This window comes from Salinibacterium sp. NYA9b, from assembly GCF_976973725.1.
Genome location: NZ_OZ333476.1, coordinates 1,528,065 through 1,546,101 on the forward strand (window position 1 = coordinate 1,528,065; position 18,037 = coordinate 1,546,101).

The 18,037-nt window shown below is 59.3% G+C and carries 19 protein-coding genes; 7 read left to right on the top strand and 12 right to left on the bottom strand.

The features are described 5' to 3' along the window. Positions 1-6: 6 nt before the first annotated feature. Positions 7-1,092, bottom strand: a complete 1,086-nt coding sequence (locus ACWFSR_RS07315; RefSeq protein WP_447522099.1) for a glycosyltransferase family 4 protein — start codon at positions 1,090-1,092, stop codon at positions 7-9. Beyond that, a complete protein-coding gene (locus tag ACWFSR_RS07320) occupies positions 1,089-2,000 on the bottom strand; it encodes an alpha/beta fold hydrolase (RefSeq protein ID WP_447522100.1) in 912 nt (303 codons plus the stop codon). The genes ACWFSR_RS07315 and ACWFSR_RS07320 overlap by 4 nt, the downstream gene beginning before the upstream one ends. A 129-nt stretch (positions 2,001-2,129) precedes the next feature. On the opposite strand from ACWFSR_RS07320, the gene ACWFSR_RS07325 reads away from it, so the two are divergent. Beyond that, positions 2,130-2,828: an exonuclease domain-containing protein gene (locus ACWFSR_RS07325; protein ID WP_447522101.1), complete on the top strand. Its 699-nt coding sequence runs from the start codon at positions 2,130-2,132 to the stop codon at positions 2,826-2,828. Between the two features lie 165 nt (positions 2,829-2,993). On the opposite strand, the gene ACWFSR_RS07330 is transcribed toward ACWFSR_RS07325, so the two are convergent. Together ACWFSR_RS07330 and ACWFSR_RS07335 are read right to left on the bottom strand one after the other, a co-directional pair. Further along, the gene (locus ACWFSR_RS07330; protein WP_197105627.1) at positions 2,994-3,245 is read right to left on the bottom strand and encodes a type B 50S ribosomal protein L31; all 252 of its coding nucleotides are present in this window, start codon (positions 3,243-3,245) and stop codon (positions 2,994-2,996) included. Between the two features lie 75 nt (positions 3,246-3,320). Next, complete coding sequence (locus ACWFSR_RS07335; protein ID WP_197105628.1) at positions 3,321-4,103, bottom strand: ABC transporter ATP-binding protein; 783 nt, start codon at positions 4,101-4,103, stop codon at positions 3,321-3,323. A 130-nt stretch (positions 4,104-4,233) separates the two neighbouring features. On the opposite strand from ACWFSR_RS07335, the gene serB reads away from it, so the two are divergent. Then, positions 4,234-4,872 (top strand): phosphoserine phosphatase SerB, encoded by a 639-nt coding sequence (serB, locus tag ACWFSR_RS07340; RefSeq protein ID WP_197124555.1) that lies wholly within the window; start codon positions 4,234-4,236, stop codon positions 4,870-4,872. A 21-nt stretch (positions 4,873-4,893) separates the two neighbouring features. On the opposite strand, the gene ACWFSR_RS07345 is transcribed toward serB, so the two are convergent. Next, complete coding sequence (locus ACWFSR_RS07345; RefSeq protein ID WP_197105630.1) at positions 4,894-5,616, bottom strand: beta-ketoacyl-ACP reductase; 723 nt, start codon at positions 5,614-5,616, stop codon at positions 4,894-4,896. Between the two features lie 72 nt (positions 5,617-5,688). Here ACWFSR_RS07345 and ACWFSR_RS07350 point away from each other — a divergent pair, with 72 nt between their 5' ends. Together ACWFSR_RS07350 and ACWFSR_RS07355 are read left to right on the top strand one after the other, a co-directional pair. Beyond that, positions 5,689-5,988: a DUF3099 domain-containing protein gene (locus ACWFSR_RS07350; RefSeq protein WP_197105631.1), complete on the top strand. Its 300-nt coding sequence runs from the start codon at positions 5,689-5,691 to the stop codon at positions 5,986-5,988. Between the two features lie 235 nt (positions 5,989-6,223). Beyond that, on the top strand, positions 6,224-7,060 hold the full coding sequence (locus ACWFSR_RS07355) for an SURF1 family cytochrome oxidase biogenesis protein (protein ID WP_447522102.1): 837 nt from the start codon (positions 6,224-6,226) through the stop codon (positions 7,058-7,060). Positions 7,061-7,124: 64 nt separating this feature from the next. Here ACWFSR_RS07355 and ACWFSR_RS07360 read toward each other — a convergent pair whose 3' ends face one another. Beyond that, a complete protein-coding gene (locus tag ACWFSR_RS07360) occupies positions 7,125-8,723 on the bottom strand; it encodes an ABC-F family ATP-binding cassette domain-containing protein (RefSeq protein WP_197105633.1) in 1,599 nt (532 codons plus the stop codon). Between the two features lie 121 nt (positions 8,724-8,844). Here ACWFSR_RS07360 and ACWFSR_RS07365 point away from each other — a divergent pair, with 121 nt between their 5' ends. Next, complete coding sequence (locus tag ACWFSR_RS07365) at positions 8,845-9,504, top strand: biotin transporter BioY (protein WP_447522103.1); 660 nt, start codon at positions 8,845-8,847, stop codon at positions 9,502-9,504. Here ACWFSR_RS07365 and ACWFSR_RS07370 read toward each other — a convergent pair. From ACWFSR_RS07370 to sufB, 5 genes are read right to left on the bottom strand one after another with little or no spacing between them, the layout of a single operon-like run. Beyond that, positions 9,501-9,830, bottom strand: a complete 330-nt coding sequence (locus ACWFSR_RS07370) for a metal-sulfur cluster assembly factor (protein WP_100388990.1) — start codon at positions 9,828-9,830, stop codon at positions 9,501-9,503. The two genes, ACWFSR_RS07365 and ACWFSR_RS07370, sit on opposite strands and share 4 nt — an antisense overlap. Positions 9,831-9,834: 4 nt before the next feature. Further along, positions 9,835-10,599 (bottom strand): Fe-S cluster assembly ATPase SufC, encoded by a 765-nt coding sequence (gene sufC, locus ACWFSR_RS07375; protein WP_447522104.1) that lies wholly within the window; start codon positions 10,597-10,599, stop codon positions 9,835-9,837. Positions 10,600-10,634: 35 nt separating this feature from the next. Beyond that, on the bottom strand, positions 10,635-10,970 hold the full coding sequence (locus ACWFSR_RS07380) for a non-heme iron oxygenase ferredoxin subunit (protein WP_197105636.1): 336 nt from the start codon (positions 10,968-10,970) through the stop codon (positions 10,635-10,637). Next, a complete protein-coding gene (gene sufD, locus ACWFSR_RS07385; protein WP_447522105.1) occupies positions 10,967-12,154 on the bottom strand; it encodes a Fe-S cluster assembly protein SufD in 1,188 nt (395 codons plus the stop codon). The genes ACWFSR_RS07380 and sufD overlap by 4 nt, the downstream gene beginning before the upstream one ends. Then, a complete protein-coding gene (sufB, locus tag ACWFSR_RS07390) occupies positions 12,155-13,573 on the bottom strand; it encodes a Fe-S cluster assembly protein SufB (protein WP_197105638.1) in 1,419 nt (472 codons plus the stop codon). Positions 13,574-13,863: 290 nt separating this feature from the next. On the opposite strand from sufB, the gene ACWFSR_RS07395 reads away from it, so the two are divergent. Beyond that, on the top strand, positions 13,864-14,754 hold the full coding sequence (locus ACWFSR_RS07395; RefSeq protein ID WP_307784077.1) for a COX15/CtaA family protein: 891 nt from the start codon (positions 13,864-13,866) through the stop codon (positions 14,752-14,754). A 33-nt stretch (positions 14,755-14,787) separates the two neighbouring features. Here ACWFSR_RS07395 and ACWFSR_RS07400 read toward each other — a convergent pair whose 3' ends face one another. Then, positions 14,788-15,708 carry a heme o synthase gene (locus ACWFSR_RS07400; RefSeq protein ID WP_197105640.1) on the bottom strand — a complete coding sequence of 307 codons (921 nt, stop codon included), beginning with the start codon at positions 15,706-15,708 and terminating at the stop codon, positions 14,788-14,790. A 235-nt stretch (positions 15,709-15,943) separates the two neighbouring features. Between ACWFSR_RS07400 and tkt the strand changes: the two genes are divergently transcribed. After that, the gene (gene tkt, locus ACWFSR_RS07405; RefSeq protein WP_197105641.1) at positions 15,944-18,037 is read left to right on the top strand and encodes a transketolase; all 2,094 of its coding nucleotides are present in this window, start codon (positions 15,944-15,946) and stop codon (positions 18,035-18,037) included.

Below are 18,037 nucleotides of genomic sequence, written 5' to 3' on the forward strand. Positions count from 1 at the left end.
TTCTCTCTAACCGTTCTTTTTCGCCTCGCGGGCAGCTACGGCATCCTGAAGGACTTGGTAAAGCGTTGCGGCACCCTTTTGCCAAGTGAACTCTGCAGACCGTTGCCGAGCGGCGGTTGAGCGCGCTTGCCAGGTAGCGGGATCCTCGAGGGCTTTGACTTCCCGTGCTAGTTCTGAAGGTTTGTCTGGGTTGAAGAATCCGCCGGCGGGGCCTGAAACTTCGCGGAAGATCGCCGTATCGCTGACGACCACCGGCGTACCAAGAACCATCGCCTCAACCTGTGGGAGGCCAAAGCCTTCATCGCGTGATGCTGTCACAAGAGCGGTCGCCCGCGAGAGTGTCTCCGAGTAGACCTCGTCGCTTGCTCCGTTGTGGAAGATGAGGCTCGACTCCGGCGCGAGTGCCGTCAACTCTGCCTTCGTCGTCTCGTCTACGCGGCTCATCAGGTGCAGGGTGTAGCCGGGCAGATCGTGGAGTGCACGAGCAATCAGCCCCACGTTCTTGTACGGCATATACGAGCCCATGTAGACGAGTTCGCGAGTCGTCGGTGCCACCCGGGGAACGTATTCGGCTGGACTATCGGTGCCAAGAGTCACGACGGCAATGGGGTTGCGCGTGAGGTTATGCTCCAGCATCTGGTCACGTGTCGTCTGGGAATCGGAGACATGGGCATCTGCTCTGTTCAACAGTGCCCGTTGGAAAGCCCAGGTCAGATGATACGCACGCCACATGACACGCACTGCCCATGGCAGGTTGTGAGGCGGAGTGGGGTGCTTGTAGTAGATGAGGTCGTGCACTGTCGTGACGAGAGTGTACTTGCGACCGAACGGGCCCATCGTCTGCATGGGGGTGAACACGACATCCGGCTTCAGCTTATTGACCTGCAGAGCAACGAGCGGTTCTAGGATGCCCGTGGGTGATGACACCAGTTCCCAGGGCAGGTCAGGCAGCAGCTCAAGTTGGCGCTTGTCGGAAACCAACATCGTCACGGGGTGCAGCTTGCTCAATTCCTCGACGAGGCGCGCCCCATAGCGGCTGATGCCGTCGTGGCGGCCGATGCGCGTGTAGCGGCAATCAAAAATGATTTTCATGAGGTTGGCTCCGCAACTGTTCCCGCATTCAGGAACCTAACGATCAGTTCGGCGGCTTCGCGCGGCCGTTCGTAGTGGATGAGGTGGCCAACGTTGTCGAAAATTTCGAGCTGTGAGTCAGCGAAGAGCGTGTGCAGTCGCTCCTGAGCAGGAACGGGACTGATGGGGTCATTGCGAGCCCCGATCAAGAGCGTGGGAACGGTGATCTCCGAGGCAAACATGCTGACGTCCGATCCGATGGATGCCTCGAAGGCTTCAAGCAGGCTGTCGCGATTGGCATAACTGCTGAAGTGCGCGTGGTGCTGGTGATGGACCCAGCGTCGAAGTTCTGGGTCGTGAGTCTTCACCATGGCAAGACTCATCACGCGCACGACGATCCAGTTGCTGAGCATCGGCGCGCCGATCGCGTGCGGCAGAGCACGCGCAAGTTGATAAAACCAGAGCGTTATCTTGCTGAGCACGCCGTTGGGCCCCGAGAGTGCCGGCGCTGCGATGGGATTGACGAGAATGAGCCGTGGCGTAACAAGGCCACGGGCAAGTGCGGCAGAGACCACAATCGATCCGAAGGAATGCCCGAGAATAATGGCGCTCCCGTTGAGGTCGAGTCGTTCGACGAAGCTCTGAAGCCAGAGCGCATACCCCTCGATGTCGTGTGCCCGACCCCTGAGCGGCTCGGACGCACCGAAACCCGGAATGTCGGGACTGATGATGCGGATGCCGCGAATGTGAGCACAGACTGCCTCGAGGCCGTGGTGGTCGCCCCGAAAACCATGCACCAGAACCAGAACGGTGTCCGCATCTTTCGGGCCGTACTCCCAGTAGTGCGTCGATGAGCCGAGCACTTCAACAACGGAGTGCCTCGCCGGGGTGGCGTCGAGCAGTGCTCCGTACGGCGATGCTGGTCTCATTCGAACAATCTTATGCAGTGTGCCGGTGGTTGCTGACATCCTGGCTTCGAATGCGTTGCCCGGCGAGTTCGACGCCCTAACTCCGCGAGCCGAGTTCCCGGTGTCAGTGTCTCGCCCTACGCTGAGTTCATGAGCAACTCCGGCACCCTAGCCACCTTCGATCTTGAAACCACTGGCGTCGATGTGGAGACCAGTCGCATCGTCTCCGCCTGTATTGCCCTCGTCGATGAGGTGGGAGTGGTGACGTCTCGGTGGGATTGGCTCGCCGACCCGGGCATTGAGATTCCGGATGGCGCTGCCGCGATTCACGGAATTACAACTGAACGAGCACGAGCTGAGGGTCGAGACGCGGCCACTGTCGTCGCTGAGATTGTGAACACGTTGAAAGACACGTGCGCACAAGGCATTCCCCTGGTCGTCTACAACGCGCCATACGATCTTTCGCTGCTCGACCGCGAATGTCGCCGGCATTCAATCGAGGGCCTTGCGGAGCCGTATATCGTCATCGATCCCCTGGTTATCGACAAAGGCGTTGATCGTTACCGCCGGGGCAAGCGCACTCTCGAAGCGACCTCGGCGCTGTACGGTGTCACTTTGGACGATGCGCACGACGCCGGCGCCGATGCGATCGCTGCCGCCCGCGTTGCTCAGGCCTTGCTCCTGAAGTACACGGAGCAGCTCAGCATTCCATTTGGCGAACTGCACGCGCTGCAACAGCGCTGGTACGCCGAGCAGTCGGCAAGCTTTCAGGAGTTCATCCGCAGGTCCAAGGGCGACGAGAGCTTCGTGGCGAACCTGGAGTGGCCAGTACGCTCGTTCCCGCAGTAGCGCTCCCCCAGCCTTAATCCGCAATGCGCAACGTTCTGTGGAACGTTGCGCATTTTCTGTGGTTGCTGTTGCTGCCGCACGGTGACGGTGCACGAATGAGGTCGTGCCGTTAACGACTGAAGGCGACCGGATAACCGATCGCCTTCAGGAAAAAACTGGGTGTTACTAGTTGCCGAAGCCCTTGTAACGGTTCTTGAACTTCTCAACGCGTCCTGCGGAGTCCATGATGCGCTGCTTACCCGTGTAGAACGGGTGCGACTCGGAGGAGATTTCGACGTCGATGACCGGGTAGGTGTTTCCGTCTTCCCACTCGATCGTCTTCTCGCTCGTCACAGTTGAACGAGTGAGGAACGTGGAGCCAGACGCGAGGTCGCGAAAGACGATGGGCATGTATGTGGGGTGGGTCTCGGACTTCATTGGATTTCCCTGGGTTCTTGAATAAATAAAAGACGTAGGCGGTCACGCGGACCGACACACAAGCCTATCAGAGGATTAGGCAGCACGCGCGGTGTAGCGGCCGGAGTCTTTTGTGATGATGAGTTCGAGACCGAAAGCGGCACTCAAGTTCTCTGACGTAACAACGTCATCGATCTTACCCGCGCTGTGCACGGAACCCTTGGACAAAACCAGCGCGTGGGTAAATCCTCGCGGAATCTCTTCCACGTGGTGCGTCACCATCACGATTGCTGGCGCGGTATCTGCCTGAGCGTAACCGCTCAGGAGTTGAACTAGTTCTTCACGCGAGCCGAGGTCGAGGCTTGCTGCCGGCTCATCGAGCAAGAGTAGTTCTGGGTCGGTCATCACGGAGCGTGCAATCTGCACCCGCTTTTGCTCGCCATCGCTCAGATCGCCGAAGCGACGTTCTTCCAAGTGCGAGAGACTCCACTCGGCGAGCACGCGACGTGCACGACGCACGTCGACATTCTCGTACTGCTCGTTCCAGCGACCCGTCACCGAGTATGCAGCGGTCAAGACAACATCGAGAACACTCTCGTTGCCGGGAACGCGGCGGGCAAGAGCGGTCGAGGCGAAACCAATGCGCGGACGCACATCAAATACGTCGGAGGCGCCAAGAGTGCTGTCGAGCACCGTGACCTCTCCCGAACTTGGATGAATCTGAGCGGCGGCCAGCTGCAACAGCGTGGTCTTGCCTGCCCCATTGGGACCGAGAATCACCCACCGATCGGAAGCTTCTACACTCCAAGAAACAGAGTCGAGGATCGTATTGCCACTACGAGTGACGGTGACGTCGGAGAAGGTGAGAACGCTAGCCATGATGTGTTCATCCTATTGCTTTGCTGGCTCCCATGGGCGAGGCAACGAGGGCGATCCCGATAGTCTGACGAGTGAAGTCGTGCGGTTCTCGAAACCCACGACATGAACCGTCGATTGAAGGGTCCTCGCCTTGGCACAATTTCTCGTAGTTTTTGACGTCGACTCCACGTTGATCGAGAACGAGGTAATCGAGTTACTCGCTGCGCGGGCAGGGTCCGAGCCGGAGGTGACGGAGATCACTACGCGCGCGATGAACGGGGAACTTGACTTCGAAGAGAGCCTTCGAGCGCGAGTAGCGACCCTGGCCGGACTGCCCGAGTCAGTGATTGCCGAGTGTGCTCGCGACATCCGCGTCACGAATGGCGCTGAGGAGCTCATAGCTGGCGTCAAAGCGGCCGGCGGCCGTGTTGCGGCAGTTTCTGGCGGTTTCCATGAGCTTCTTGATCCTCTTGCCGCGCGCCTCGGTCTGGACTATGCCCGTGCTAACCGCCTCGAAGTGAAGAACGGTCTGGTCACGGGCGCTGTGCTCGGTCCCGTAATCGACGCTCAGGCCAAAGCAGACTCACTGCGAGAGTGGGCGGCCGACTCCGACACTCCCCTGTCTCGCACCATTGCGGTCGGTGACGGCGCCAACGACCTATTGATGATGGCTGCTGCCGCTCTTTCCATCGGCATCACGGCTAAGCCGATTGTGCGAGCGAATGCTGACGTGCACATTGACACGCGTGACCTCAGCGCGGTGCTACCGCTATTGGGCCTCCGCGGCTAGAGACTCGAGAACGAAATCTCGCTAGTGACCCATTCCTAGTCCGCCATCGACGGGGATGACCGCGCCTGAGATGTAGCCGGCATCGTCGCTGGCAAGCCACGTGATCGCCTTTGCGACTTCAGCGGCCTGTGCAAAACGGTTCGCGGGAATCTGCTTGAGGTAGGCATCCTGTTGTTCGGCAGGCAACGCCGCAGTCATGTCGGTCTCGATAAAGCCGGGAGCAACAACGTTGGCGGTGATCCCCCGGCTGCCGAGCTCACGGGTGAGAGACCGAGCGAGTCCAATTAGTCCGCTCTTGGAGGCGGAATAGTTGACCTGGCCGGCAGAGCCGAGCAGGCCGACAACACTCGAGACGAGGATGACGCGGCCAAAGCGGGCCTTCATCATGCCTTTGGACGCACGCTTCACGACGCGGAAGGCTCCGGAGAGGTTGGTGTCGATGACATCGGTGAAGTCGTCATCGCTCATGCGCATCAGCAGCATGTCGCGGGTGATTCCGGCATTCGCTACAACGATCTCGACGGGGCCGAGCTTGGACTCAACCTCGCTGAAGGCAGCATCGATGCTTGCGGCATCCGTGACGTCTGCGGTCACCGTGAGAGTGCCCTCTGGGCCCGTGCCCGAGCGGGCGGTGACGGCCACGCGGTAGCCCTGAGCCACAAACTCTTCGGCAATTGCTCGGCCAATACCGCGGTTACCGCCGGTGACGAGAACGATTCGTGATTCAGTTGCTGTGGTGCTCATGGTTCCCAGCATATAGTCGCCAGCAGCGGCGTAGGCTTAGGGTGCAGTCACCTCGGCAACCTAAGAAAGCCCATGAACACTCCTGAGTCGATTACGTCGCTCCCTGAGCGGCCCGATGATGAACGGCGTCGCCGTGTCATTAACTACTCCATAGCTATGGGGATCCGCATCGTGTGCGTCCTGCTGTGCGTCTTTGTGCGGGGGTGGTGGCTTGTGCTGCCCGTGCTTGGTGCTGTCGTTCTCCCGTACGTTGCCGTCGTGATGGCCAACGTCGGTTCCCGGCGTGGAGACACGGTCACTACGCCAGGCCAATTCGCGTTGACCTCAGGTGACTCCTTCGGCGCACAAGGAACGGATGAGGCCGCTCGGTGATCGGTGAGAGCGGCCCGAGCACACAACAGTGTTCGCGCGCAGGGTGCACAGCGCCCGCGCAGTGGAATGTTAACTGGCGAAATCCGCGCATCCACGGCTTGGATCGGGTGAAGGTGTGGCTGGCGTGCAATGACCACGTCGATTACCTCAGTGAGTATCTAACAACCCGCAATTTTCCTGTCGTAGTGAGCGATCTCACTGAGGCCGTTTCTGTGGTTCCGGATGGGAGCGGCGCATGAATCGGTGGCGCTTCGCTTTTTCTCGCCGGTGGTTTGGGTACCTAGCCCTGGTCATCGCCTTCGCTATCGGCTGCGTTTTTCTCTCACACTGGCAGTTTGACCGGCGGGAGGAAGCGGCCGCTGAAGTTGCGCGCGTCAGTGACAACTGGGACGCAACGCCTCAGGATCTCGCGAGCGTGATGCCCGAGCTCGATGAGTTCGATGTCGACAACAAGTGGATGTCGGTGGCCGTCACTGGGGAATACCTGACTTCTGAACAACTTCTTGTGCGCGGGCGACCGTATGGTGGCCAGCCGGGATTCGAAGTGCTCGTGCCTTTCAAGCTCGTCAGCGGCGAAATTATTGCTGTCGACCGCGGATGGGTTCCGTCGGGAAACAGCCAAGACGAACCCGATTTTGTGCCCGCTGCCCCCACGGGACAGGTTGACCTTGTCCTCCGACTCAAGCCGAGCGAACCAACGGTCTACAACCGCTCAGCGCCCGAGGGACAGATCGCGACCATTCATTTGCCGACCGTTGCGGAACTAGTGGGCGAACCAACCTATGTCGGCGGGTACGGCCTGTTGGCGTCTGAGTCCCCCGCGGTGGCCGATATGCCACTGGCCTACCCGAAACCTCTCCTCGATGAAGGCGCGCATCTCTCCTACGCCTTCCAGTGGGTCGCTTTTGGCGTGCTTGCTTTCATTGGGCTCGCCTGGGCTGTGCGTCAGGAGTATCGTCTCGTCAACGAAGAGGATCCCGCTGAACGGGAGCGCGCTAAGAAACGTCGCGACAAGGCAGTGAAACGCGGTCCTACTGATGCGGAAATCGAAGACGCGATCCTCGACGCCTAAATAGCACCCGACGCTTCCGCTCGCGGAATAAGCCGGATGCGTCGTCGTCGCCGCGCTCCCCTAGCTAGGCGAGGCTGATGAGGTCGGCGTAGTCCTTGTTCCAGTGGTCCTCGATGCCGTCAGGCAAGATCAGAACTCGTTCAGGGTTCAAGGCTTCGACAGCGCCCTCATCGTGGCTTACAAGTACAACAGCGCCCGTGTAGCTCGCGAGAGCCCCGAGAATCTCTTCACGGCTGGCCGGGTCAAGGTTGTTAGTGGGCTCATCGAGGAGGAGCACGTTGGCACCACTCACGACGATCATTGCGAGAGCGAGACGAGTCTTCTCTCCACCCGACAGCACGCCGGCTTGCTTCGTGGCGTCATCCCCACTGAACAGGAAGGAGCCGAGAACTCGACGTGCTTCCATCTCAGTGATGTTCGGCGACGACGACACCATGTTTTCGAGAACAGAGCGCTTGACGTCAATGGTTTCGTGCTCTTGAGCGTAGTAACCAATGCGCAGGCCATGACCAGCTTCGACTTCACCGGTGTCTGGCTCATCGACGCCGGCCAGCATCCGGAGCAGGGTCGTCTTTCCCGCACCGTTGAAGCCGAGGATGACTACCTTCGAACCGCGATCGATTGCGAGGTCGACGGACGCAAAGATCTCGAGCGAGCCATAGCTCTTGCTGAGGTTGTGGCCCATGAGCGGCGTACGACCACAGGGAGCAGGATCGGGGAAGCGCAGAGCGGCAACGCGATCAGCGGTCCGAACGTCGTCAAGACCGGCAAGCAGTTTCTCGGCTCGAGCAACCATCTGGTGAGCAGACGCCGCCTTGGAGGCCTTGGCCCCGAAGCGAGCAGCTTGAGCCTGAAGGGTCGATGCCTTCTTCTCGGCGTTGGCACGTTCCTTCTTGCGGCGTTCCTCATCCGACTGGCGCTGGCGCAAGTAGTGCTTCCAACCCATGTTGTACTGATCGATAAGCTGACGGTTCGCGTCGAGGTAAAAGACCTTGTTAACAGTGTCTTCGACTAGCTCAACATCGTGGCTAATCACGATCAGACCGCCACTGAAGTTCTTCAGAAATTCTCGCAGCCACACAACAGAGTCGGCGTCGAGGTGGTTTGTGGGCTCATCGAGGAGCATGGTGTCTGCGCCAGAGAACAGGATTCGCGCAAGTTCGATGCGGCGGCGTTGACCACCCGAGAGCGTGGAGAGTTGCTGGTCAAGGATGCGATCGGGAAGGCTCAGATTGCTGGCGATGGAAGCTGCCTCAGCCTCGGCGGCGTATCCGCCCAAGGCCATGAACTGATCGTCGAGCTTGCCGTAACGATCCATCGCAGCGGTGCTCACCGCGGCATCGCTGCTGCCCATCTCGTCCTGCGCCTGACGCATCTTCAATACGATGCTGCCGAGGCCGCGAGCATCAAGAATGCGGGTGCGGGCGAGGTCTTCCGGATTTCCGGAACGGGGGTCTTGCGGGAGATACCCGATCTCGCCGGTGCGCTCAATCTTGCCGCCTGTGGATTCGAGTTCCCCGGCGAGCGTCTTAGTGAGCGTGGTCTTGCCAGCGCCGTTGCGGCCAACCAGCCCAATTTTGTCTCCGCGATCGACACGGAAGTTGACGCCCTGCATCAGCATGCGTGCGCCAACGCGCAACTCGAGATCATGCACAGCAAGCACGGCAAAACGTCCAAATCTTGGGGGTTGGGGTTAGTGGGCGACAGCACCAACCAACTAGTCTACTTCCTACCATCCACTGCGCAGTGCAGTTCGGAGATTAGAGAGGCAAGAGGCTGCCATCGTGAGCATCGCTACTCGATTGTTCAAGCCAACTATTGTTGATCTCATCTTCGGGCCGAATTGGGCTGCGAGCGTCATCTACGTTGTGGCTGGAGCGGGGCTCACTGCGCTGGCTGCGCAGTTCGTGATTCCTCTTTACCCAGTTCCGATTACCGGTCAGACACTCGCCGTCATGATCGTAGGACTCTCATTGGGGGCAACTCGGGCAGCCCTGGCGATGGTGCTCTACGCCGTGCTTGGCGCGCTGGGGCTCCCGGTTTTTAGTGACGCTGGCGGAGGGCTTGACGTACTGACGGGCACCGGAGGCGGCTACATCATCGGATACATCGTTGGCGCCTGGCTGATGGGTGCGCTTGCCGAGCGGCGCTGGGATCGAACATTCTGGAAGACAACAGCAGCTGCAGCTCTGGGAGCGGCGGCCATTTACGCAATGGGACTGCTGGGGTTGGCGCGCGCGCTGTCTCGTCTGGGCCGCGAGTACACCGTGCCGGACCTCGTCGATATCGGGGTCACACCGTTTCTAGTCGGCGCAGCAATCAAAGTGGTCCTCGCTGCAACCTTGCTCTCCTACGCATGGAGAAAAGCTCTGCAACACGATTCCCGTGCTGCAGAGCCGAACCAACAAGTTCCGGAATCTGCGAGGCGCAGAAACCTACGTTAGATCGAGAAGCCGAGAGCCCGCATCATGTCGCGACCATCGTCAGTAATCTTCTCTGGACCCCACGGGGGCATCCAGACCCAGTTGATGCGAAATGCCTCTACGACATTGTCGAGCGACTGTGCAATCTGCTCTTCGATAACGTCGGTCAACGGGCAACCCGCGGACGTGAGCGTCATGCTGATGATCAGTGCGTTGTTCTCGGGATCCCAGCTGAGGTCGTAGATGAGTCCGAGGTCGACAATGTTGACCCCAAGCTCAGGGTCTACAACATCTTTGAGAGCCTCTTCGACCTCGTCGAAAAGGGCGGGCGCCAAAACAGTAGACATACGCCTACGCTACGCTCGTGTCGGTCAAAAATCGATCATAACCTTCGTTTTCAAGGCGATCTGCAAGCTCGGGTCCGCCCTGTTCAGCAACGCGACCATCAACAAAGACGTGAACGAAGTCGGGCTTGATGTAACGAAGGATACGCGTGTAGTGAGTGATCAGCAGCAGCCCGAGACCCGTTGCTTCTTGCGCACGATTAACACCCTCGGACACAATCTTCAGGGCGTCGACGTCAAGGCCGGAGTCTGTCTCGTCGAGAACTGCGAAGCCTGGCTTGAGCAGTTCAAGCTGGAGGATCTCGTTGCGCTTCTTCTCGCCACCGGAGAAGCCTTCGTTGACATTGCGGTCGGAGAAAGCTTTGTCCATACGCAGTGCCTTCATCGCACCGTTGACTTCCTTGATCCACGGGCGAAGCGCCGGAGCTTCGCCAGCAAGAGCGGTCTTCGCCGTGCGCAAGAAGTCAGCGACCTTGACACCGGGAATCTCAACCGGGTACTGCATCGCGAGGAAGAGACCTGCGCGAGCGCGCTCGTCGATGCTCATGTCGAGCACCTCAACACCATCGAGCGTGATGGAACCACTTTCGACGTGGTACTTGGGGTGACCCGCAATTGTGTAGGCAAGCGTGGACTTGCCCGAACCGTTAGGGCCCATGATGGCGTGAGTTTCGCCCTGCTTGATCTCAAGGTTGACGCCCTTGAGGATCTGCTTCGTGCCCTGCTCGGTTTCGACGCTGACGTGCAGGTCCTTGACTGACAATACTGACATTATTTCTTTCCTTAATGGTCTCGTATGGAGAGCTATTAGCTCTCGATGGCGACGGTGTCCTCGGGATCGATGTGGACCCCTCCGTCGTCGTCGATCTTCACTACAAAGACCGGTACAGGTTCATAGGCGGGCAAACTCAAGGGCTTACCGGTGTCGAGCGAAAAGAGTGAGCCGTGGGCCCAGCACTCGATGGCTCCGTCTTCGACGAAACCTTCCGCAAGCGAAATGTCGCCGTGAGTGCACGTGTCACCGATGGCATGGACCGTGCCGGCAGAGTCTTTTACGACACAGATAGCTGTGCCCTCAAGCTCTACGCGGTAGGCCTTGTTGGGTTCAAGTTCGTCCACGCCACACACGCGCTGAGCGGTCACGAGATGGTTCCTTCCAGCTCCGCCTCAATGGCGGTGTGAAGGCGGGCTTCGAGCTGCTCATCGCCGACCTTCTGAACGATCTCAGAGAGGAAGCCGATCACGACGAGGCGTCGTGCTTCTGACTCGGAGATACCGCGAGCCTGCAGGTAGAACAACTGCTCATCATCGAAACGGCCGGTTGCGCTAGCGTGGCCGGCACCCTGGATGTCGCCAGTCTCAATCTCAAGGTTCGGGATCGAGTCAGCGCGCGTTCCCTCGGTCAAAACGAGGTTGCGGTTCTGTTCGTAGCTATCGGTGCCGGCAGCGTGAGGGCCGATGAGGACGTCTCCGACCCATACGGTGCGCGCTCCGGTGCCCTGAAGGGCACCCTTGTAGCTGACGCGGCCGCGAGTTTGGGCCGCTTCATGGTGAAGGTAAACACGCTGCTCGAGGTGTTGTCCCGCATCCGCAAAATAGAGACCGTAGAGTTCGCCGTCGGCGCCTTCGCCTGACAAATGCACCGACGGGTTGACGCGAACAACCTTGCCGCCAAGCGACACGATCGTGTGCTTGAGCGTGGCTGAGCGTCCGACCTGTACGAAATGACTCGCGAGATGGATGGCGTCGTCTGCCCAGTCCTGAACACTGACAAAGTTCAGCGTTGCGCCTTCCTCAACAACGACCTCAACGTTCTCGCTGAGAAGTGCGGAGCCAGTGGACTCCACAATGACGGTGCCGTTGCTGTGCGGGCGCGCGGTAATCACGATGTGGCCGGCGCGTGCAGTGCTGCCCAACTCTGAGCGAGAGATTCGCACGGTTGAGTGCTCTTCGCCCGTAATGGTGATGGCGAGGGCCTGCTCGAAGTTGGTCCACGCATTGGCGGAGGCACGCTCTTCTGGCGCGCCTGCCGAAGCAATGCGCGCGTCGTCACGCGCTACCCACTCGACACTGATGCCCTCAGGGGCCTCGGTGTCGATCGCGTAGGGAGCGCCGTCAAGTGCGTCGTCAAGGAGCGGTTTGATGAGCTTCACTGGCGTGAGCTTCCACTCCGCTTCTAGCCCGTTGACGGGAGCGAAATCGGTGTGTTCGAAAGACTGAGGGCGTGCTGAGCGAGTCTGAACGGGAACGAAGCCTTTTTCGCTTGCGTCCCATCCACCGTCGCTGTGAGCCGTGAGTCCGTGCTGTTCTGGTGTAACGACGGTCATTTAGCCGACGGATCCTTCCATGCTCAGTTCAATGAGCTTATTGAGTTCGAAGGCGTACTCCATGGGCAGTTCGCGCGCGATGGGTTCGATGAAGCCACGCACGATCATCGCCATCGCCTCATCTTCTTCCATACCGCGCGACTGGAGGTAGAAGAGCTGCTCAGCGCTGACCTTGGAAACCGTTGCTTCATGGCCAAGCTGAACGTCATCCACTCGAATGTCAATCGACGGATACGTATCAGAGCGCGAAATAGTGTCGACCAACAGCGCATCACAGCGAACAGTGTTTGCTGAGTGATGGGCCTTCTCGTCAACGCGGACTTCTCCACGATAACCAGCACGACCACCACCGCGCGCCACAGACTTCGAGACGATCGAGGATGTCGTGTACGGCGCCATGTGGATCATCTTGGCTCCGGCGTCTTGGTGCTGACCGGGGCCGGCGAAGGCCACCGAAAGGGTTTCGCCCTTTGCGTGCTCCCCCACCAGGTAGATCGACGGGTACTTCATCGTGACCTTGGAGCCGATGTTGCCATCGATCCACTCCATGGTTGCGCCTTCGTGAGCGATAGCGCGCTTGGTGACGAGGTTGTACACGTTGTTTGACCAGTTTTGAATCGTCGTGTACCGAACGCGAGCGTCCTTCTTCACGATGATCTCAACGACGGCCGAGTGAAGCGAGTCCGACTTGTAGATCGGAGCCGTGCAGCCCTCAATGTAGTGAACGTACGAACCTTCATCAGCGATGATCAGCGTGCGCTCGAACTGGCCCATGTTCTCCGTGTTGATACGGAAGTAGGCCTGAAGCGGGATCTCAACGTGGACGCCCTTGGGCACGTAAACGAAGGAACCACCCGACCACACGGCGGTGTTCAGCGCAGCGAACTTGTTGTCGCCGGCGGGAATCACAGTGCCGAAGTACTCGTCAAAGAACTCGGGGTGCTCGCGCAGCGCCGTGTCAGTGTCCATGAAGATGACGCCCTTGGCTTCAAGCTCGGCGTTGATCGAGTGGAAAACAACCTCGGACTCATACTGTGCAGCAACGCCCGAAACCAGACGGTTGCGCTCTGCCTCCGGAATACCCAGCTTCTCGTAGGTATCGCGAATATCTGCGGGAAGGTCCTCCCACGTCTGCGCCTGCTTTTCAGTGGAGCGCACAAAGTATTTGATGTTGTCGAAGTCGATGCCCGACAAGTCGGCACCCCACTTCGGCATCGGTTTGCGACCGAAGAGCTCAAGGCCCTTGAGCCGCAATTTGAGCATAGATTCAGGCTCGTTCTTAAGCGTAGAGATGTCGCGAACGACCTCTTCGTTGATGCCCCGTCGCGCAGAGGCTCCCGCAACGTCGGAGTCAGCCCAGCCAAACTCATACTGGCCCATGCCATTGAGTTCCGGACGATCGATCAGCACGTCGGACATTGGTACCTCTTTTCCTGCCCCTATCAACCAAGGTGGCTGCGTTGGCATTCCTTCGCACAGCACTTTGCCGGGAATATTTAGTGGGGCCGCGTGCGCTGTGTCACAACACTGCGCGGGCGAACTTAGACTGAAACAGGACGAGCGAAAGATTCTCTCGCTGTCAACATTGACTTCCCGGCGTGGGCTGTGTTCCTGAACGCAATCCATTCTACAGGCAGAAGCCCGAAATAACAGGAGGTACGGCCGTGAACGCCGTCATCGCACGATTGCCCCAATCTGTAGACGCTCGAGTGAGAATTTTTGCAGTGGCGACGCTAGTCATCCAAATACTGATCGTGGCGACGGGCGGGGCCGTTCGATTGACTGGTTCTGGCCTCGGTTGCCCTACTTGGCCGCTGTGCACCGACGCATCTCTCGTGGCAACCCCGGAGATGGGGCTGCACGGCGCTATCGAATTCGGCAATCGACTGCTATCGATCATCGTGGGTTTCGTCGCCATCCTGATGGTTCTTATGGTGCTGCGAATCCGCCGTGAACGTCGCGACCTGATGTCGCTCGCCCTTCTGATCCTCGGCGGTACCGTTCTCCAGGGACTCATCGGTGGGCTTTCCGTGCGCGTTCAGCTCGACCCCAGCATCGTAGGCGTTCACTACGCGATCTCAGCGATCCTTGTCGCGGTGAGCGCGGCCCTCGTCTATCGAGTCTGGACCGGGCTTCGTGGGACCCAGAGTGAAGTGTCGCGCCCCATCACGATCGTGACCCATGTGACGAGCCTCTTCGTCGCGTTGACGATCGTTGCCGGTATTCTCACGACCGGTGCTGGTCCGCACGCGGGCGACGATGGCACGGCGCGCAATGGTTTGGATGCGGGCATCCTGCAACACGTCCACAGTTGGCCGGGCTATGTGCTTCTCGCTACGACTCTCGCGTTGGTGATTCTGCTCGCCAAGGGCGGCCACCGTCGAATCCTTGACTTCGCAGTGATTCTGCTCGTGCTCGAAGTCGTTCAGGCCACAATCGGAATCATTCAGTCCCGTAGTGGACTGCCGATCCTTCTGGTCGGTAGCCACATGGTTATTGCTTGTGCAATTGCGGCCGCTATGACGGCCGTAGTGCTCTCGCTGCGCCCCAGCGTTACGCAGCGAGCGGCAGCCGACGAGAAGTCTTTCGCCACAACGTAGCCCGCGAGGTGCGACCCGGTGTTGCTGTGTCTGCTAGAACGGCAGCAGCGGGTCGATGCCCACCGCGAGGAATACGAGCGTCAGATAGCTGATCGAGCTGTGGAATACGCGCATAGCTTTGACGTCTCCATGACGGATCGCCGTCGAGTACAAACGGTGAGATTCGATAATGAACCAGGCGCCGCTCAGGCTCGCTACGAGCGTGTATACGATGCCCATGTCAGCAACCGGTACAAGAAGCAACGAGCACGCGACGGTTGCCCAGGCGTACAAGATCACCTGGAGTCCGACAGCGGCGCGGCCACGAACGACAGCGAGCATGGGAACGCCAACAGATTGGTACTCAGCCCGGTACTTCATTGACAACGGCCAGTAGTGCGGCGGCGTCCAAAGGAAGACAACGGCGAACAAGATCCACGCTGCCCACGAGAGATCATTGGTGACGGCAGCCCAGCCAATAAGCACGGGCATGCAACCGGCGATGCCACCCCAAATGATGTTCTGGGGTGTACGACGCTTCAAAAGAAGCGTGTAGATGAAAACGTAGAAGAGGATCGCGAACAGCGACAGCGCTGCTGCAAGCCAGTTCGTGAGCAACCCGAGCCACACAACCGAGCCGACTCCGCTGATCCACGCGAACAAGAGAGCCTCGCGGTCGCTGAGCTCGCCTGTCACGAGAGGTCGGTTCTTGGTGCGGGCCATCACGCGGTCGATATCGCGGTCGATGTAGCAATTGAAGGCATTAGCCGAGGATGCGCTGAGAATTCCACCGACCAAGGTGGCCAAAACCAGCCACAGATTAGGGATTCCGCCAGCGGCGAGCACCATAACGGGCACCGTGGTGACGAGCAGAAGCTCGATGACCCGCGGTTTCGTGAGAGCAACGTAGGCGCGAATCTTGCGAAGGATGCCAATGCGTTGCTGCTGCGTGGGGGCTTCTAAAGTGACATCCATACCTACGATTCTAAACCGCATAACAAAAACTGCTGACCGTCACCGTAGCAAGGGAGCGATCATCTACTGGGTTCCCTATACTTGGGGTGCCCGCCTGTCGGTGGCATGCTCGCGCGCACCACCAGTGCACTACGGCAAAACCACTGACCGAGCCAACGAAGGCGTGTGGCGGGTCGTTCATGTGCCCTAGCCGTTTCTGGCTAGGCACTTCGCTTGCAGAAGGGTCATTATTCTCATGGCAGCTTTTCAATGGGATCACATCGACAACAAAGCGGTAGACACCGCTCGAATTCTGGCGGCAGATGCTGTTGAGAAGGTAGGTAACGGTCACCCCGGTACCGCGATGAGTTTGGCGCCTGCAGCGTACTTGCTCTTTCAGAAGGTGATGCGTCGCGATCCGAGCGACGATCAGTGGATTGGCCGCGACCGGTTCATTCTCTCGGTGGGCCACAGCTCATTGACTCAGTACGTTCAGTTGTACCTCGCGGGGTACGGGCTTGAACTCGACGACCTCAAGGCTCTACGCACGTGGGGCTCGCTCACTCCGGGGCACCCCGAGTACGGGCACACCAAGGGTGTAGAAATCACCACGGGCCCTCTCGGGCAAGGAATCGCATCGTCTGTCGGCTTCGCTTACGCAGCACGGTACGAGCGTGGACTATTTGACCCTGAGGCTGAAGCAGGCACGAGCCCCTTCGATCACTTCGTTTATGTCATTGCCGGTGATGGCGACCTTCAAGAAGGCGTATCAGCAGAAGCTTCGTCCCTCGCGGGACACCAGAAGCTTGGCAACCTCATTGCGATCTACGACAGCAACCAGATCTCTATCGAAGACGACACCAACATCGCCTTCACCGAAGACGTTAAGATGCGCTACGAGGCCTACAACTGGCACGTACAGGTCGTCGACTGGAAGAAGACCGGCGAATACGTCGAAGACGTCGAGGCGCTCAACGCCGCGATCGAAGACGCCAAGTCCGTCACCGACCAGCCTTCGCTCATCATTCTGCGCACCATTATCGGCTGGCCAGCCCCCAGCAAGCAGAACACCGGAAAGATCCACGGATCCGCTCTGGGCGCTGAAGAACTTGCTGGCACTAAGAAGGCTCTCGGCTTTGATCCCGAACAGAGCTTCGTCGTCGACGACGACGTTATCTCTCACACGCGTCAAGCTATCGACCGTGGCAAGCAACAGCGCGCTGAGTGGACAGAATCCTTCGACAAGTGGGCTGCGGCAAACCCCGAGCGCAAGACTCTACTCGACCGTGTTCTCTCTGGTGCATTGCCTGAGGGCGTCGAAGAAGCACTCCCCCAGTTCGAAGCAGGCAAAGACGTCTCGACTCGTGCGGCAAGCGGCAAGGTACTCGGCGCTATTGGTGCCATCATGCCCGAGCTGTGGGGTGGCTCTGCCGACCTCGCCGAATCGAACCTCACCACCATCGCCGGGGCGAAGTCCTTCGTGCCGAGCGAGCACTCCACCGGCGAGTGGAGCGGAAACGAGTACGGCCGCGTACTCCACTTCGGTATCCGCGAGCACGCCATGGGCGCGATTATCAACGGCATCGTTCTTCACGGAAACACTCGTGCTTTCGGCGGAACGTTCCTGATCTTCAGCGACTACATGCGTCCTGCTGTTCGACTGGCCGCTCTCATGGGTGTGCCGTCGATCTTTGTCTGGACTCACGACTCGATCGCCCTCGGCGAAGACGGTCCTACTCACCAGCCGATCGAGCAGCTTGCTAGCTTGCGCATGATTCCTGGCATGGACGTAGTTCGCCCAGCCGACGCCAACGAGACCGCCTGGGCATGGAAGACCATCCTTGAGCGTCGTAACGGCCCAGCGGGTATCGCCCTCACCCGTCAAAACGTGCCCACATTCGATCGTGGGGATGCCGACGCGTCTGGCGAGACCTTCGCTTCCGCTGCGAACGTAGCCAAGGGAGCTTACGTGCTCGCTGAGGCGCCGAACGGAACTCCGGACGTAATCCTGATTGCCACCGGTTCTGAAGTGCAGCTCGCTGTGGAAGCGCGCGAGACGCTCAAGGCTGACGGAATCAATGCGCGCGTCGTATCCGCTCCTAGCCTTGAGTGGTTCGCCGAGCAGACCGCGGAATACCGCGAGTCCGTTTTGCCTTCTACTGTGCGTGCACGCGTATCGGTTGAAGCAGGAGTATCCACTGGATGGCGCGAGTACGTTGGCGACGCAGGTCGCAGCATCTCGATCGATCACTTTGGAGCATCCGCCGACTACAAGACTCTTTTCCGTGAGTTTGGAATCACCACCGAGGCCGTTGTGGCCGCTGCACGCGATTCTCTGGACGCCGTCTAG

Excerpts from the sequence above, each read along its gene's own strand:
- ACWFSR_RS07315 (WP_447522099.1), bottom strand. The coding sequence starts at position 1,092 with ATGAAAATCATTTTTGATTGCCGCTACACGCGCATCGGCCGCCACGAC.
- ACWFSR_RS07320 (WP_447522100.1), bottom strand. The coding sequence starts at position 2,000 with ATGAGACCAGCATCGCCGTACGGAGCACTGCTCGACGCCACCCCGGCG.
- ACWFSR_RS07325 (WP_447522101.1), top strand. The coding sequence starts at position 2,130 with ATGAGCAACTCCGGCACCCTAGCCACCTTCGATCTTGAAACCACTGGC.
- ACWFSR_RS07330 (WP_197105627.1), bottom strand. The coding sequence starts at position 3,245 with ATGAAGTCCGAGACCCACCCCACATACATGCCCATCGTCTTTCGCGAC.
- ACWFSR_RS07335 (WP_197105628.1), bottom strand. The coding sequence starts at position 4,103 with ATGGCTAGCGTTCTCACCTTCTCCGACGTCACCGTCACTCGTAGTGGC.
- ACWFSR_RS07345 (WP_197105630.1), bottom strand. The coding sequence starts at position 5,616 with ATGAGCACCACAGCAACTGAATCACGAATCGTTCTCGTCACCGGCGGT.
- ACWFSR_RS07350 (WP_197105631.1), top strand. The coding sequence starts at position 5,689 with ATGAACACTCCTGAGTCGATTACGTCGCTCCCTGAGCGGCCCGATGAT.
- ACWFSR_RS07355 (WP_447522102.1), top strand. The coding sequence starts at position 6,224 with ATGAATCGGTGGCGCTTCGCTTTTTCTCGCCGGTGGTTTGGGTACCTA.
- ACWFSR_RS07370 (WP_100388990.1), bottom strand. The coding sequence starts at position 9,830 with ATGTCTACTGTTTTGGCGCCCGCCCTTTTCGACGAGGTCGAAGAGGCT.
- sufC (WP_447522104.1), bottom strand. The coding sequence starts at position 10,599 with ATGTCAGTATTGTCAGTCAAGGACCTGCACGTCAGCGTCGAAACCGAG.
- sufD (WP_447522105.1), bottom strand. The coding sequence starts at position 12,154 with ATGACCGTCGTTACACCAGAACAGCACGGACTCACGGCTCACAGCGAC.
- sufB (WP_197105638.1), bottom strand. The coding sequence starts at position 13,573 with ATGTCCGACGTGCTGATCGATCGTCCGGAACTCAATGGCATGGGCCAG.
- ACWFSR_RS07400 (WP_197105640.1), bottom strand. The coding sequence starts at position 15,708 with ATGGATGTCACTTTAGAAGCCCCCACGCAGCAGCAACGCATTGGCATC.
- tkt (WP_197105641.1), top strand. The coding sequence starts at position 15,944 with ATGGCAGCTTTTCAATGGGATCACATCGACAACAAAGCGGTAGACACC.